This window comes from Microbacterium pratiae, assembly GCF_047302165.1.
Lineage (GTDB): Bacteria > Actinomycetota > Actinomycetes > Actinomycetales > Microbacteriaceae > Microbacterium.
Genome location: NZ_CP154843.1, coordinates 831,538 through 847,743, shown reverse-complemented (window position 1 = coordinate 847,743; position 16,206 = coordinate 831,538). Strand labels below are relative to the sequence as shown.

The following is a 16,206-nucleotide window of genomic DNA, read 5'->3' as shown; positions in this document are numbered from 1 at the left end:
CGCATGACCCGCAACCTCGTCAAGCCCAGGACGCCCGGACTGGTGCGTCTGGAGGTGCTGCGCGCCGAGCGCCTCGCCCCGCACTGGATGCGGGTGACGCTGGGCCGCGGCGACATCGACCGGTTCGTGCCGCTGGGCTACGACCAGTGGTTCCGTCTCTTCCTGCCGCTCGGCGGCGATGAGGCCCTCGACCGCATCCCGGCCAAGGCCAACAAGCTGTTCGGCTACCTGAAGTACCTCCGCATCCCCGAGGGCGAACGGCCGGTCATGCGCAACTACTCGGTGCGGGCGTACCGCCCGGCGGGGCCGGCGGGCGGCGCCGAGATCGACGTCGACTTCGTGCTGCACGGCTCGGGGCCGACCGCCGGACCCGCCTCCCGCTGGGCGTCGCAGGCCCATGCGGGAGAGAGCGTCGTCGTCATCGACGAGGGGCTGCGCTTCAACCCCGAGCGGGGCGTCGATCATGTGCTCCTCGTCGCCGACGAGACGGGGGCGCCGGCCGTCGCCTCCATCTGCGCGTCGCTTCCGGAAACGGCATCCGGAACCGCATTCATCGAAGCCCCGTCGAGCGACGACGTGCTCGAGATCGAGGCACCTCCGGGCGTCGAGGTCCGCTGGCTCGTTCGGGCGCCCGACGCGAAGCCGGGGTCAGCCGCCCTCGCGGCGCTGAGCTCGTTGGCGCCGGGCGCATCATCCGCGCAGCCCCTGCACGCTTTCGTGGTCGGCGAGCAGTCGCTTCCGACCACCGCCCGGCGGATGCTCATCGCCGACCACGGCATCCCGAAAGAACAGATCAGCTTTATCGGCTACTGGCGGGAGGGCGTGAGCTCGCCGACCCCGAAGCCCTCGGCGGAACCCGAGCACAGCGCGGTCGATGAGCGCCGAATCGAGCCGGAACAGGAGACCCGGGCATGACCACCACACCTCGATCGCGCGCAGCGCGTGTCTCGACGGCTTATCTGCTGACCTGCGCAGCGATCGGCGTCGCGGCGAGCGCATTGCTCGCGCCTGCGTGGGTCGCGTCGACGACCCTGTTCCTCACGGTGCCGTTCGCGACGGTGGCGGTCGCCGGGCTGTGGGTTCTGCCCGCCGTCACCGCCCTCAGGCTGCTGCAACGCCCGGGAGCGGGGCTGCTCGTGGGGCTGATCTCGGGACTCGTGCTTGCGCCGTTCTTCACGATCGGATCGGTCGCGACGATGCTCTACTGGTCGTTCTTCCCCGAGCTGCCGTTCCTCGCGACGCTCTACCGACGCTGGAACACCTGGCTGCACTACGCGGGGGCCGCGATCATCGGCGCGACGTACCCCGTGTTCGCAGCGCAGTCGTTCGATCTGTGGAGCATGACCGCGCCCGTGCTCATCGGGTTCGTCGCACTGTGCATCGCCAGCTGCGTCGGAGCGACGTGGCTCGGCATCCTGATCGGCGACCGCCTGCGTGCCGCGGGCGTCGCGACCCTGGCCCGCCGCCGCACCCCCGCCTGACCCCCCCTCTCCCTTCCGTCGACTCGCCAGAGAATGCGGATGCGGGGGGTGCGGCATCCGCAGAACCTGGCGAGTCGACGAGCGGGCGCGGGCGCGGGCGCCGGGCCGGGTCAGTCGGCGTAGGTCGGGGCCGGAGGCATCCCGAAGAAGTCTTCGAGGGTGCGGTAACCACCCTCGGCGTAGAGTGCGGCGAGCTCGGGGCCGATGTAGCGCAGGTGCCAGGGCTCATACTCGTAGCCCGTGGTGTCGGTGAGTCCGTCGGGATAGCGAATGATGAAACCGAAGCGGTGCGCGTTCGCGGTGACCCAGTCGGATTGCGCGGTGCCGCCGAACTGCTCGATTGCTCCGCACCCGCCGTCGCAGGCGACGACGTCGACGGCGAGGCCGGTCTGATGCTCGCTGTGACCGGGGCGGGCGCTGGTGAGGTCGGCGTTGCTCTGTCCGAGCTGACCGACGTAGTTGCGGTACGTCGACACCTGGGAGTCGTACGAGCGGAATCCGCTGTTGACCCCGATCGTGCCCGCGCCCTCGTCTCGAGCAGCGGCCACGAGCTGCGCGAGCGCGAGCGCCACATCCGCCCGCATGTGCCCGCCGCTCGTCCGCTCCACGCCCTCGGCCCGCGCTTGCGGCTCAGGCCAGTAGTCGATCGGATCGAGCGCGTTCAGCTTGTTGACGACGACCCAGGTGCGCCCCGCCTCGTGCAGGTCGACGCAGGGGGCGGCACCGGCCGCGACGGCAGCGCGGAAAGGCTCCGCGCCGCCCGCCGCGGCGAAGACCTCCGCATCGGATCCCGATGCCACAGCCTGCGTGAAGGCCTGCGCGGAGCAGATGTCGGCCGTGCCGGCGGCATCCTTCGCCGCGTCGTCAACGGCGTGGTCCCCGGCAGCGTCGCCGGACTGCGCGGGCGCGGGAATCGACGACGCGTTGGGCACGACAGCTGCGCGGTCGCCGAGAAGAGCGGCGACCGGGTCGGTGGGAGCGTCGTTCGATCCGCTGAGCGCCGACGTGATGCCGGCGGTGCCGGCGACGACGAGTCCGACGAAGGCGAGCGCGGCAACGGCCGCGACAGCGCGGCGGCGGACGTAGACGGATGCCGGCAGGCGCACGGATGCCGGCAGGGCATCGGCCTCGGCCGATCCGGGCTCAGGTGATCGGCTGTGCGGTGATCGACCTGTCGGCGCCGGTGCGAGGTCGTCGCGCGGGCGGGCGGTCGCAGACCCCGAAGCGGCGGCCCGCTCACGCAGCTCGCGCCGCGAGGGAAGGGGTCGCGCCTCCGTCGACCGCTCGCGTCGCGAGCGACGCGTCTCGGAGTCGGTCGGGTGCACCACGACCCCCATTCTGCCCTGCAGGTTCGGTGCGGCTCCGATCTCAGCGCGGTTCATCCGCGAGCCGGGGTGCTCCTGCCGTCGAACAGGGCTCGGAGTCCGTCAGGCGCGATCGCCGTGCTCACGCTTCCGCGCGACCCTTCGTCGCCGCCGCGGCAGCCGGTGCGAGCAATTCGCGCGCGATCGCCTTCACGGAGGGGAACGCGTCGAGCTCGTCGATCTCGACGCTCGAGAACCAGCCCGCGTCGTGAACCTCTCCGGCCGCGGGCATCAGGGCGCCGCGCTCCGACGTGTGCAGCACGAAGGCCATGTCCATATGGATGTGCGCGGGTTCGCCGGGGCGCTCGGGGATGAGCTGATAGCTCATGCTGATCGGGAGGCCGAGCTGCGCTTCGGTGCGACCGTCCGCAGAGAGGTCGATGCCCGTGTGCGGGCGCAGCACGGCTGCCACGCCGGTCTCCTCGAACACTTCTCTGACGACCGCCGCCTGGGGCGTCTCGTCCTCGTCGACATGACCCCCCGGCGGAAGCCACTTCGCGAGCTTTCTGTGATGGATGAGGAGGATCCGGTCCTCGGCGGGATCGAGCACGTAGCCACTGACGGTGAACTGTTTGGCGTACGACGCGGTGCGATCGATGATCGTCATCGTGCGGCACCGTTCACGCTGGCGCTGACGACACGTCGGATTTCATCCTCTCGGACGAACCGCGGACGCATCGTCGTCATCAGCGCGCGGCCTCGATCCGGCGCGCAGGCGCCACCCACCCCGGCGTATCGCGCCCTCGTCGCCCCTGACGTCGATGTCACTTCACACTCCCCCATCCGCTCGCGGCCTCGGCGATTCCGGCGCGGCGACCTGATCGTCGCCTCACCGGCACCCGAGCATACGAGTGTTCGGGTGTTCATGTTTGACAACGCTTCGAATCTCTGTTCGAATCTTCTCATGCGATGGCAGGGGCAGCAGATGGGCGTGGCGGATGCCGCTGCGCTGCCCGGCCTCGAAACGCTCAACGGCCTGGTGCGCTCGGTGACGACGCCCGAGTTCGCAGGAGTGACCTTCCACGAGGTCATGTCGCGCTCGGCTCTCAACCGGGTCCCGGGCCCGTCGGCGATGCCGTTCGACTGGACGGTCAATCCCTACCGGGGGTGCACGCACGCCTGTGTCTACTGCTTCGCCCGCGGCACGCACGAGTACCTCGACATGGACGCGGGAGCCGACTTCGACTCGCAGATCGTCGTCAAGCTGAACGTCGCCGACGTACTTCGCCGCGAGCTCTCGAAACCGACCTGGGCGCGCGAGCAGGTCGCTCTCGGCACGAACACCGACCCCTACCAGCGTGCGGAGGGCCGCTATCGGCTGATGCCCGGCATCATCACGGGACTGGTCGACAGCGGCACACCGTTCTCGGTGCTGACGAAAGGCACCCTGCTGCGCCGTGACCTGCCGCTGCTTGCCGAGGCGGCACGCTCGGTGCCCGTCGACCTCGCGATGTCGATCGCGGTACTCGACGAGCCTCTCCGGCAGCTGCTCGAACCCGGCGCGCCGACATTCGCAGCTCGCCTCGACACCGTTCGGGCCGCCAGCGCCGCCGGCTTCCGCGTCACCGTCTTCCTCATGCCGATCGTGCCGCACCTCACCGATTCGACCGAGGTGCTCGACGACGCCCTCGACCAGATCGCGGATGCCGGTGCCGCCCGCGTCGTGTACGGCGCGATGCACCTGCGGCCCGGCGTCAAGCCCTGGTTCCAGCAGTGGCTCGCGCGTGAACGCCCAGACCTCGTGCCGGTGTACCGAGGCCTGTACCCCGGGGCCTCGGTGCAGGCGCCGCAGGGCTACCGGCGAATGCTCGCGGCGCGAGTCCGTCCGCTGCTCGCACGGCATCGCCTTCGGGGCGGGCTCGAGGAGGAAGAGGCCCAGCCGAGCACCCGGCGATTCCGTCCCGGACCGGTGGTCACGACCTCGCGCGGCCGCGCCGCCGCGGCATCCGCTCCCACGCTCTTCTGACAGAAGCAGCACAGCGGCCCGGGTTTCGCGCTGCGGGGCGCTGCGGATCGGAGCCGGGAGTGCGAGCCAGGACACTCTCCCGCGCTGCCGGGGTGTGGTCCCGAGATCAGGCTCAACCCGCGGGCGGCTCCCACCGCTCAGCCTCTCAGGGCCCTCAGCCTGCGCACGGCACGCGAACCGCGAGCGACCCGCCGACGGAAACGCCCCGCCGACCGCCACGACCGTCGGGTCGCAGCGCTCGGCGGGGCGTCTACGGGGCGTCAGCTCAGGCGTCGACGTTCGACAGTTGGCGGCCCGAGACCTCCTCGAGGATGTCGTCGCCAGGGCGGACATCGTCGAACGGCGCGTCGATCTCGGCACGCTCGAGCATCTCGGTCATGCGACGGCGACGCTGACGCGTGATCAAGGTCACGACCGATCCCGAACGACCGGCGCGGCCCGTGCGGCCTGCGCGGTGCAGGTAGGTCTTGTACTCGTCGGGCGCGTCGGCCTGGATGACCAGATCGATGTCGTCGACGTGGATGCCGCGGGCTGCGACATCCGTCGCGACCAACACTCGCACCTTGCCGTCGGTCAGGCGCTGCAGGTTGCGCGTGCGCTTGCCCTGGTTGAGGTCGCCGTGGAGCGCGACCGCCGCGATCCCGGCATCCTCGAACTGCTCGGCGAGCATCTCCGTGTAGGCACGGGTGCGCGCGAAGACGAGGGTCTTGCCGTCGCGGTCGACGAGCGAGTTGAGGATCTCGGCCTTGTCGCGGTGATCGAGGACGAGCACGCGGTGGTCGATCGTGGAGGTGTCCTGGCTCTCGCCCGCGACCTCGTAGACGGCGGGCTCGACGAGGAACTCGTCGACCAGAGCCGCGACCTCACGGTCGAGCGTCGCCGAGAACAGCAGCTTCTGCGCGCCGTCCTGCACGAGGCGGAGGATGCGCTGCATCGGCTCGAGGAAGCCCAGCTCGCTCATGTGGTCGGCCTCGTCGAGGACGACGATGCCCACCTCGGACAGGTCGAGCTTGCCCTGGTTCTGCAGATCCTCGATGCGACCGGGGGTGCCGATGATGATGTCGACGCCCTTCTTGAGGGCTCCGACCTGACGCGCCTGCGGCACTCCGCCGTAGATCTGCGTCGTGAACAGGCCGACGCTGCGCGCGATCGCCTGGACGGTGCGGTCGATCTGCAGCGCGAGCTCGCGCGTCGGGGCGAGGATCAGGGCCTTGGGTGAACGCCCGAACTCACGGCGCTTGCCTGCCTGGCTGCGCAGGATCGACTCGACGAGCGGCGCACCGAACGCGATGGTCTTGCCCGAGCCGGTGCGGCCGCGGGCGAGGACGTCCTTGCCCTCGAGGATCGGCGGAATGGTGGCCGCCTGGATCGGGAACGGGGATGCCGCACCGAGCGCCTCGAGCTGACGCACGATGTTGTCGCCGAGACCGAGGTCGGCGAACGACGACTGGGCGACGGATGCCGCGTCGACGGCCTCCGCCTGCAGACGCTCGTGGACGGTGTCGACGTGGTCCTGGTGGGCCTTCGACTTCGTCTCGGCGTTCCAGTCCGACCGGTTCGGGCGGTCGCCGAAGTCACGGCGGGGTCGGTCGTCGCGGTTGGGACGGTCCGAGAAGTCACGACGCGGACGGTCGTCGAACGAACGCGCGGGACGATCACCGAAGTCACGACGCGGACGGTCGTCACGGTTGGGACGGTCCGAGAAGTCACGACGGGGCCGGTCGTCGAACGAACGAGCAGGACGGTCGCCGAAGTCACGACGCGGACGGTCGTCACGGTTCGGGCGATCACCGAAATCGCGACGGGGGCGATCGTCGAACGAACGAGCGGGACGATCGCCGAAGTCACGGCGGGGCCGGTCGTCACGGTTGGGGCGGTCCGAGAAGCCACGACGGGGACGGTCGTCGAACGAACGAGCCGGACGGTCATCACGACGCGGACGGTCATCGCGGTTCGGACGGTCCGAGAAATCACGACGCGGACGGTCATCGAACGAACGAGCCGGACGGTCATCACGACGCGGACGATCGTCACGGTTCGGACGGTCCGAGAAGTCGCGACGCGGACGGTCGCCGAACGAACGCGCCGGGCGGTCGCCGAAGTCACGGCGGGGACGGTCGTCACGGTTGGGACGGTCCGAGAAGTCGCGACGCGGACGGTCGTCGAACGAACGCGCCGGACGATCGTCACGACGGGGACGGTCATCACGGAACGAGGGCCGCGCGTCGCCGAATGTGCGACGGTCATCGCGGGGCTGCGCCTCGTAGGGACGCCGGCCACCGGCATCCGATCGCCGGTCGTTGCCGTAGCCGCGCTGCTCGCGAGACGCGCGGTCGTCACGACCGCCGCGGTCATCGCGGGCCTGCGAGCGGATGCTACGGGCTTCGTCGCGACCGGCCCGCTCCTGCGAGGACCAGCGGTTCTTGCGACCGGTGTCTTCGGTCTCCGCGCGATAACCGCGGTGCCCGGGGCTCTTGCTGCCGGGGGTCCCCGCCGACGACTGTCCGGGGCGACGCTTCGCGTCCTGGAACGAGGTCTTCTTGCCGTACCGGGGCTCGAAGTTCTGAGCGCGGCCGCCGGCCGGCTTCTTGTTCTTGGGCATGGGTGTGTCCTTCTGGGTTCTCTGCACGAGAACAGCGCCCGCGCGCACGCGAGCAAACCCGGACATCCGTCGGCCGGGGGCCATTCACATGATGGTCATGCGCGCCGATCGGCGCTCACCATCGGCCCCATGGACTCACAAAACCTGTCGCGATCACGCGCTGCCCAGAGCCGACGGCCCCACGATACGGCATCCGCCTGAGAATCCGCCCGCACCGGCCAATGCTCCGGTACCGGCCGGCGAATGCCGCGCTGAGCCTGACGACAAGACGGCCCGGCGAGAACCGGCTCGGGCAGCGCGGGCTCGAGGCGCGCCCCTCGCCAGCCCGAGGCGTGCCGCGAACATGCCAGGCAGTCGTTACCTGGCCCGTGGCGAGATTCGGGATGGACTGAGCCTGTCGACGGGACGACTCGAGCCCCGCAACCCTGGCCGCCGCGCCCGCAGCAGGTCAGCGCGGCGCGGCTCTGGCGCAGGCCGAGCCCGGCCCGAGGCCCGAGGCCCGAGGCTCGAGTGTGCCGCGATCAGGCCAAACGGCGGCGACGGGGTCCGCGAGACGGTCCGGGGATGCGCTGAGCCTGTCGACGGGACGGCCCAGTCCCCGGCTCACCGGAATCCACCGACTCACCGGCACCCGCACCGGCACCCGCACCGGCACCAGCACCCGCACCGGCACCGGCACCGGCACCGGCGACCTCATCGTCATCCGGCGCGACCGGGATGACGAGGTGCGTCGGCGCGTCGGGCGAGCCGTCGACCGGCACGACGAGGTGGGTGGGTTCGGCCGTCGCCGCTTCGGCGAGACGTCGTTCACGGCGGGTCATCGGCGTGGCGGACGCCTCATCCCCGTCGGCCCCGGCGACCCCGGCAGCACCAGCCCCGGCAGCACCAGCCCCGACAGCACCAGTCCCAGCCCCAGCACCAGCCCCCGCGTCACGGCGACGCCGCGCCGCGCGGCGCTCGCGCGCACCCTCGACGAGGTTGTAGAGGGTCGGCAGCACGAGCAGGGTCAGCAGCGTCGACGAGATGAGTCCGCCGATGACGACGATCGCGAGGGGCTGCGAGATGAATCCGCCGTGACCGGTGATTCCGAGGCCCATGGGCGTCAGGGCGAAGATCGTCGCGAGCGCGGTCATGAGGATCGGCCGCAGACGACGCGATCCGCCGGCGATCGTCGCGTCGTGGGCCGACAGCCCCTTCTCGCGATACTGGTTGACCAGGTCGATGAGCACGATCGCGTTGGTCACGACGATGCCGATGAGCATCAGCACGCCGATGAGCGACGCGACGCCGAGCGGCACGCCCGTCGCGATCTGCAGCAGAATCGCGCCGGTCGCGGCGAACGGCACCGAGATGAGCAGCAGCAGCGGCTGCCGCAGCGACTTGAAGGTCGCGACCATCACGATGTAGACGATGAGGATGGCGGCGAGCGCGGCGAGTCCGAGCTGCGCGAAGGCGTCCTGCTGCTGCGTGAGAACACCGCCGATCTCAGCGTCCGCGCCCTGCGGCAGCTCGACCGTGTCGAGGGCATCGGCGACCGTCGCGGATGCCGCGTTGAGGTCGTCACCCGAGGGCGTCACCGTGACCGTCGCGGTGCGCTGACCGCGCTGCGTCGTGATGGAGGTCGGGCCCTCGCTCTGCTCGACGGTGGCGACGTCCTGCAGCGGGATGGGGCCGCCGGCCGTGGGGATCGTCAGCTGCCGCAGCTCGTCGATCGACGCGGGCGCCTGCGACGCCGCGAGATAGACGGTGAGCGAGGTGTCGTCGATCTCGACGGTTCCGATCGACTGAGGCTGCATCGTGCCCGAGACGATGCCGCCCACCGCGACCTCCGACAGGCCGCGGGATGCCGCCGCGTCGCGGTCGACGGTCACGGCGATGTACGGCAGCGAGGCCGAGAGGTTCGACGTGACCTGGCTGACGCCGTCGGCATCCTGCAGCGACGCCACGACGGCGTCGGTCGCTTCGCGCAGCGCGGTCTGGTCGGGCGCGGTGACATCGATCTCGATGTCGCTCGAGCCGAAGCCGCCTCCGCCCGCGGCGATCTGGATGTCGCCGACGCCCTCAAGGTCGGCGACGGCGCGCTGCACGCGGTCGCGCACGTCGAGCTGGTCTGCCGAGCTGTCGGTCGTGATGGAGTAGGTGACTCCGCCGCCGCCGCCCGAGAAGGCGTCGCGCAGCTGCGATCCGGACGAGCCGATCGACACCTGCACGGCGTCGATGCCGTCGAGTCCGGTGATCGCGTCTTCGACGCGCTGCGCGGCGGCATCCTCCGCCTCGAGGGATGCTGCGGGCCCGAGCGTCTGCGTCATGGTGAAGGTGTTCTGACCGGAGTCGCCGAGGAAGTTCGTCTTCATCAGCGGCACGGCGGCGAGGGTGCCGCCGAGCACGAGGACCGCGAGCACGAGGGTGACGGCCGAGTGACGCAGGGTCCAGCGCAGGATCGGCAGGTAGGCCTTCTGCAGTCGCGACGGCGGGGCCTCGGGGTCTTCGGGGTCGATGCGCCGGCCGTCGGGGGTGACGACGGGCTTGCCGGGACGCAGGAACCAGTACGCGAGCACCGGCACGATCGTCAGCGAGACGAACAGCGAGGCCGACATCGCGATGGTGACGGTGAGGGCGAAGGGCCGGAACAGCTCGCCGGTCAGGTCGCCGACGAAGGCGATCGGCAGGAACACCGCGACGGTGGTGATGGTCGACGCCGTGATGGCGGCGGCCACCTCGCGGACGGCCAGGGTGATGGCCGCGAGTTTGTCGGCACCCTCGACGTAGTGCCGCTTGATGTTCTCGATGACGACGATCGAGTCGTCGACGACACGGCCGATGGCGATCGTGAGGGCGCCGAGGGTGAGGATGTTGAGCGAGTAGCCGAACGCCTGGATGCCGACGAAGGTGATGAGCACGCTCGTGGGGATCGAGATCGCGGTGACGATCGTCGAGCGGACCGAGAGCAGGAAGACGAGGATCACGAGCACCGCGAAGACGAGGCCGAGCAGACCCTCCTGCGCGAGCGCCTCGATCGACTGCTCGATGAAGGGGGCCTGGTCGAAGACGACCGTGAACTGCGCTTCACCGCCGAGGTCGTCCTCGAGCGTCGGCAGGGCGTCGAGCACACCGCGTGACACGTCGACGGTGTTGGCGGCGGGCAGCTTGGTGACCGCGATGGTGAGGGCCGGCTCGCCATCGACGCGTGAGATGGAGGTGATCGGCGAGGGTTCCTGCGTGACGGTGGCGACGTCGCCGATCGTGGTCGTGCCGTCGGCGAGCTGCGCGGCATCCGTGGGCACAAGCGGGAGCGCCGACAGCTCGTCGACCGAGGCGATCTTCGCGCCGGTCTGCACCGTCAGCGACTGGTCGCCCTCGGTGATCTCGCCGCCGGGGAAGAGCACGCCGTTCTGGTCGAGCGCGTCGCGGATGGCCTGCTGCGTGAAGCCCGCCTCGGCGAGCGCGGTCTGGTCGGGAGTGATCGTGATGCGCTCGACGCGGCCGCCGACGACCTGGGCGGCGTTGACACCGTCGACGTCTTCGAGGTCGGGGATGACGGTGCTCTCGAGCCGCGCCTGCACCGATTCCGCGTCGTCGTATCCGGTCACGGCGAGCTGGATCACGGGAAGGTCGTCGAGCGAGAAGCTCAGCACGTTCGGCGTGACGCCGTCGGGGAGCTGGCTGTCGATGCGGTTGATCGCCTGCAGGATCTTCTGCTCTGCGGTGGCCAGGTCGGTGCCGTACGTGAAGGACGCCTGGATGATCGAGGCGTTCGTCGAGCTCGTCGCGGTCGTCGACTCGAGCCCGGGCACGCCCTGGATCGCGGTCTCGATCGGGGTCGACACATCTGTGTTGACGACCTCGGGCGACGCGCCGGGGTACGTCGTGACGACGGAGAGCTGAGGCAGCTCGATCGACGGGATGAGCTCCTGCTTGAGGTTCGTGAGCGCGAGGCCGCCGAACACCGCGGCGACGATCGTGATGAGCGCGATGAGAGCGCGGTTCTTCAGGCTCAGGACGGCGAGTTTCGACACGGGTTCCCTCGGGCGCACCGGACCGGCGCAGGTAGGTGTGATGCAGGCGAACGCGATGCGCTCGTCGATACATGGATGTATCGACTTCAGTATCCCACGGGGTCACCGACGCAGCGTGGGCTCAGCCTGGGAGCAATCCCCCGATGACGATGCCGATCGCCGCGGCGACGACAGCCATGGCGAAGGTGCCGACGAGGTTGACGATCGCCCAGTCGCGCCGGCCTCGCCGCATCAACTGGATCGTCTCGACCGACACCGTGCTGAACGTCGTGTAGCCGCCGAGCAGGCCGATGCCGAGGACGGCGAGCCAGTCCGGCGCGACGAGCGTTCCGAGTCCCGTCAGGAGCCCGAGCAGTCCGGATCCGGTGACGTTGATCACGAGGATGCCGATGGGGAAGGCATCGCGGCGCCCCGGTGTGAGCAGGGCGTCGATGACGTACCGGATGCCGGCGCCTGCTCCGCCCGCGACGATGAGCGCCACGAGCATCCCGCCGCTCACCCCGTTCACGCGGCATCCGTTTCGGGGCGGGTGCCGAGGGCCAGTCCGAGGGAGGCGGCGACGAGCCCACCGGCGAGACTGACGGCGATGAGCGCGAGTCCGACGATCGGCGCGGCGGTGGCGACCTGGATCGATTGCACGGCGAAGGCGCTGTAGGTCGTGAACCCGCCGAGCACGCCGGTGCCGGCGAAAGCACGGAGCCGCGGCCGGGTGGCAGCCCACCGCCCGACGACGACGCCGAGCAGGAGCGATCCGAGCAGATTGCATCCGAGCGTGACCGCGGGCACCACGAGGGGGTGGGTCCATCCGGTGACCGGAAGAGTGAACGCGGCTCGCACGGCGACGCCGACCGCACCGCCGATCACGACGAGGACCAGCGTGAGCGGCGAGATGCGCACCCGCTCGACCACGTCGCCACCGTAGACCCGGCGAGCGGTCGGCGGAGGCCGCCACTCCGGGTCGCACATCGGCTCATTTCCTATAGGATCGACGAAAGGTTCACTCCCCCATCGCAGAGGAGAGCGCAATGACGCGTCTGTTCAACGACCCCGACGAGTTCGTCGAGGATTCCGTCGCCGGCTTCGTCGCGGCATCCGCCCGATGGGTCCGCCCGGTCACGGGAGGCGTCGTCCGTTCGACCCGCGGCTCGGAGCCGACGGTCGCTGTCGTCGTGGGGGGCGGCAGCGGCCACTACCCCGCGTTCGCCGGCCTCGTCGGTCCCGGCCTCGCGCACGGCGCGGTGATGGGCAACGTGTTCGCGTCGCCGTCGGCGCACCAGGTGCGATCCGTCGCGAAGGCGGCGCACGAGGGCCGCGGTGTGCTGCTCAGCTACGGCAACTACGCCGGCGACGTCCTGCACTTCACCCAGGCGCAGGATCGCCTTCGCGAAGCGGGCGTCGACTGCCGCACCGTGACGGTCACCGACGACATCTCCAGCGCGCCCGCGGGCGAGCGCGAGAAGCGGCGCGGCATCGCCGGCGACCTCGTCGTGTTCAAGATCGCCGGCGCCGCCGCTGAGGAGGGCCTCGACCTCGACGACGTCGAGCGCCTCGCACGGCTTGCCAACGACCGCACCCGCTCGCTCGGCGTCGCCTTCGGCGGCTGCACTCTCCCGGGCGCCACCGAGCCGCTCTTCACCGTGCCCGAGGGACGCATGGCCGTCGGCCTCGGCATCCACGGCGAGCCCGGCATCGACGAGGTCGACATTCCGACCGCGGCCGATCTCGCGCGACTGCTGGTCGAACGACTGCTCGCGGAGCGCCCCGACGGCGCCGCTCCGACCGGCCGCGTGGTGCCGATCCTCAACGGCCTGGGCTCCGTGAAGTACGAGGAGCTCTACGTCGTGTACGCCGCGGTCGATCGTCTGCTGGCCGAAGCGGGAGTCGAGGTCGTCTCGCCCGAAGTCGGCGAGTTCTGCACGAGCTTCGACATGGCGGGTGTCTCGCTCACCCTGCTGTGGCTCGACGACGAGCTCGACCGGCTGTGGCACGCGTCGTGCGACACCCCCGCGTTCCGACGCGGCTCGGTCGACGGACGCGTCGCAGTGACGGCCGTCGCCGACGACGACGACGAGACCGAGGCGATCGGGCCGGCGGGAGAAGAGTCGCGACGCGCGGCCACCGTCGTCGCCCGCGCGCTCGACGCCGTCGCGGCGATGCTCGACACCGAGGCCGACGAGCTGGGCCGCATCGACCGCATCGCGGGCGACGGTGACCACGGCATCGGCATGCAGCGCGGCAGCCGCGCGGCAGCGGCCGCCGCATCGCGGGCCGTCACCGCCGGCGCCGGCGCTCGAACGGCGCTGCAGCACGCCGGCGACGCCTGGGCCGACAAGGGCGGCGGCACGTCGGGCGCGATCTGGGGCGAGATGCTCGTCGACCTCGGTGCGGCGCTCGGCGATGACGACGCGGTCGATGCCGAAGCCCTGTCCGCGGGCGTCGGGCGCATGAAGGATGCCGTGATGTCGTTCGGTAAGGCCACGGTCGGCGACAAGACGATGATCGACGCGATCGTGCCCTTCGCCGACACGCTCCGCGACCGACTCGCCCAGGGCGATCCCCTGCTCGAAGCCTGGGCCACCGCCGCCGATGCGGCGCACGCGGCCGCGCAGGCCACGGCCCAGCTCACCGCCCGACTCGGACGCGCCCGCACGCACGGCGACCGCAGTCTCGGCACCCCCGACCCCGGCGCGGTCTCGTTCGCGCTGGTCACCCGCACGGTTCTCGATGTCCTGAAGGAGGACGCCTGACATGGCACTGCGACTGATCGTCGGCTCGGATGACGCCGGCTTCGAGTACAAGGAACGCATCAAGGCCGACCTGGAGGCGAACCCCCTCGTCGCCGAGGTGATCGACGTCGGCGTCGATGCCGACAGCCACACCAACTACCCGGCGGTCGCGACGGCCGCCGCGGAGCGCGTACGCGACGGTGAGGCCGACCGCGCGATCCTCATCTGCGGCACGGGCCTCGGAGTCGCGATCGCGGCGAACAAGGTCACCGGCATCCGCGCCGTCACGGCGCACGACTCGTACTCGGTCGAGCGATCGATCCTGTCGAACGACGCCCAGGTGCTGTGCATGGGCCAGCGCGTCGTGGGGATCGAGCTGGCGCGGCGCCTCGCGGCGGAGTGGTTGACCTACACCTTCGACACCTCGAGCGCCTCGGCCGACAAAGTGCGCGAGATCTGCGCCTACGAAGAGGGGTGAGGACCGCCCGATGCTCATCGGCGCGAGCCTCAAGACCTACTTCTCGCACGCCCGCACGCTGACCTGGGTGTCGGCGGTCGCGGCGATCCTCGACGACCACCCCGCGCGCGACCGGGTCACGGCCTTCGTCGCGCCGCAGTTCCCCTCGATCCCCGGCGCCCTCGAACGCGCCGGGCGTCTGGCGGTCGGAGCGCAGGACCTCGCCGTCCACGACGCGGGCGCCTTCACGGGCGAGGTCTCGGGTGCAGTCCTGGCCGAGCTCGGATGCCGCTACGCCGAGGTCGGCCATGCCGAACGGCGCCGGATGTTCGGCGAGACCGAGACTGTGGTGTCCGCCAAAACCCACGCAGCTCTCCGGAACGGCCTCATCCCGGTCGTCTGCGTCGGCGAGAACGACGAAGCGGGGATCGACGCCGCGATCGCCACATGCGCGGACCAGGTGCGCAGCGCCCTCGCGGACGCCGACGATGCGGGCGTGCGCGGGACGGTCGTCATCGCCTACGAGCCGCTGTGGGCGATCGGCGCCCCGGCACCTGCGACGCCCGACCACATCCGCGCGGTCTGCTCGGGGCTGCGAGCCCAGTCTGGCTTTGCCGATCGCGAGGTCTCGATCATCTACGGCGGCAGCGCGGGACCGGGTCTGCTGTCGACGATCTCCGACGACGTCGACGGCCTGTTCCTCGGCCGGTTCGCGCACGACCCGCGCGCAGTTCGTGACATCCTCGATGAGGTGGACGCCCTCTCGGGGTGAGGCGCGCTCCGTGCGAACCGGAAGAGGGACGATGACCGCATCACGGGACGGCAGCCTGCGGGGACTCGATGCGACGATCGAGCGTCGCGGCCTGCGCGACCACGTCTACGAACGGATCCTCCAGCTGCTGCTCAGCGGCGAGGCCGTCCCGGGACGCCGTCTCTCGATCGACACGATCGCGCGCCAGCTCGACGTGTCGCAGACGCCGGTGCGCGAGGCGCTCGTCCAGCTCGAGCGCACGGGTCTCGTCACCCGCGAGGCGCTGCGGGGCTACCGCGTGGCGCCGCCGCTCGGACTCGATCAGCTGCGCGAGCTGTTCGACGCGCGGATCATGCTCGAGACGCACGCCACGCGTCTCGCCACCCCCGCCTCCGCCGAGATGATCGGTGAGCTCCGCGCCGCCGAGGAGGAGCACCGCAGCATCGGCAAGCGCGTCATCGAGGCCCTGAACGCCGGTGCCGCCGATCTCGAGCTGACCGCCTCGTACTTCGTCGCGGACGCGGCTTTCCACCGCGTCGTCTTCGATCACTGCGGCAACCGATACCTGACGGAGATGTCCGAGACGCTCGGAGCCCAGCTCCACCGGATGCGCCAGTCGGTGCGCCACGGCGTGACCGACGTGCGTGAGGCGATCGCCGAGCACGAGGCCCTCGTCGACGCCTTCGCCACCGACGACCCCGACGCTCCGGAGCGGTCGATGCTCCATCACCTCGAGCAGGTGCGCCAGCGATCGCTCGGGCTCGAACAAGCCTGACTTCGTCGCCCGGAATTTACTCTTGCAGCGTTCTCTATTTCCTATAGGATCTACGGGAGTCCTCGACC

13 protein-coding genes are annotated in these 16,206 nt (G+C 70.6%); 7 read left to right on the top strand and 6 right to left on the bottom strand.

Annotated features, from left to right (window positions below; all coding sequences use genetic code 11):
* Positions 1-3 precede the first annotated feature (3 nt).
* Positions 4-915 carry a siderophore-interacting protein gene (locus tag AA0Y20_RS04010; RefSeq protein ID WP_412937618.1) on the top strand — a complete coding sequence of 304 codons (912 nt, stop codon included), beginning with the start codon at positions 4-6 and terminating at the stop codon, positions 913-915.
* A complete protein-coding gene (locus AA0Y20_RS04005) occupies positions 912-1,481 on the top strand; it encodes an ECF transporter S component (RefSeq protein WP_412937617.1) in 570 nt (189 codons plus the stop codon). The genes AA0Y20_RS04010 and AA0Y20_RS04005 overlap by 4 nt, the downstream gene beginning before the upstream one ends.
* A gap of 110 nt (positions 1,482-1,591) precedes the next feature.
* Here AA0Y20_RS04005 and AA0Y20_RS04000 read toward each other — a convergent pair whose 3' ends face one another.
* Both AA0Y20_RS04000 and AA0Y20_RS03995 read right to left on the bottom strand, forming a co-directional pair.
* Positions 1,592-2,863, bottom strand: a complete 1,272-nt coding sequence (locus AA0Y20_RS04000) for a M15 family metallopeptidase (protein WP_412937615.1) — start codon at positions 2,861-2,863, stop codon at positions 1,592-1,594.
* Between the two features lie 64 nt (positions 2,864-2,927).
* The gene (locus tag AA0Y20_RS03995; RefSeq protein ID WP_412937614.1) at positions 2,928-3,452 is read right to left on the bottom strand and encodes an NUDIX hydrolase; all 525 of its coding nucleotides are present in this window, start codon (positions 3,450-3,452) and stop codon (positions 2,928-2,930) included.
* 297 nt (positions 3,453-3,749) lie between these two features.
* Between AA0Y20_RS03995 and AA0Y20_RS03990 the strand changes: the two genes are divergently transcribed.
* A complete protein-coding gene (locus tag AA0Y20_RS03990) occupies positions 3,750-4,811 on the top strand; it encodes an Rv2578c family radical SAM protein (protein WP_412937612.1) in 1,062 nt (353 codons plus the stop codon).
* Between the two features lie 265 nt (positions 4,812-5,076).
* On the opposite strand, the gene AA0Y20_RS03985 is transcribed toward AA0Y20_RS03990, so the two are convergent.
* From AA0Y20_RS03985 to AA0Y20_RS03970, 4 genes are all read right to left on the bottom strand, one after another.
* Positions 5,077-7,413 carry a DEAD/DEAH box helicase gene (locus AA0Y20_RS03985; protein ID WP_412937610.1) on the bottom strand — a complete coding sequence of 779 codons (2,337 nt, stop codon included), beginning with the start codon at positions 7,411-7,413 and terminating at the stop codon, positions 5,077-5,079.
* Between the two features lie 521 nt (positions 7,414-7,934).
* Positions 7,935-11,429: an efflux RND transporter permease subunit gene (locus tag AA0Y20_RS03980; protein WP_412937609.1), complete on the bottom strand. Its 3,495-nt coding sequence runs from the start codon at positions 11,427-11,429 to the stop codon at positions 7,935-7,937.
* Positions 11,430-11,550: 121 nt separating this feature from the next.
* On the bottom strand, positions 11,551-11,937 hold the full coding sequence (locus AA0Y20_RS03975; protein WP_412937608.1) for a fluoride efflux transporter FluC: 387 nt from the start codon (positions 11,935-11,937) through the stop codon (positions 11,551-11,553).
* Positions 11,934-12,395 carry a fluoride efflux transporter FluC gene (locus AA0Y20_RS03970; protein WP_412937607.1) on the bottom strand — a complete coding sequence of 154 codons (462 nt, stop codon included), beginning with the start codon at positions 12,393-12,395 and terminating at the stop codon, positions 11,934-11,936. The genes AA0Y20_RS03975 and AA0Y20_RS03970 overlap by 4 nt, the downstream gene beginning before the upstream one ends.
* 59 nt (positions 12,396-12,454) lie before the next feature.
* On the opposite strand from AA0Y20_RS03970, the gene AA0Y20_RS03965 reads away from it, so the two are divergent.
* From AA0Y20_RS03965 to AA0Y20_RS03950, 4 genes are read left to right on the top strand one after another with little or no spacing between them, the layout of a single operon-like run.
* A complete protein-coding gene (locus AA0Y20_RS03965) occupies positions 12,455-14,176 on the top strand; it encodes a dihydroxyacetone kinase family protein (protein ID WP_412937605.1) in 1,722 nt (573 codons plus the stop codon).
* Position 14,177: 1 nt separating this feature from the next.
* A complete protein-coding gene (locus AA0Y20_RS03960) occupies positions 14,178-14,633 on the top strand; it encodes a ribose-5-phosphate isomerase (RefSeq protein WP_412937604.1) in 456 nt (151 codons plus the stop codon).
* A gap of 10 nt (positions 14,634-14,643) precedes the next feature.
* Complete coding sequence (locus AA0Y20_RS03955; RefSeq protein ID WP_412937603.1) at positions 14,644-15,384, top strand: triose-phosphate isomerase family protein; 741 nt, start codon at positions 14,644-14,646, stop codon at positions 15,382-15,384.
* A 31-nt stretch (positions 15,385-15,415) separates the two neighbouring features.
* On the top strand, positions 15,416-16,138 hold the full coding sequence (locus tag AA0Y20_RS03950) for a GntR family transcriptional regulator (RefSeq protein WP_412937602.1): 723 nt from the start codon (positions 15,416-15,418) through the stop codon (positions 16,136-16,138).
* Positions 16,139-16,206 lie beyond the last annotated feature (68 nt).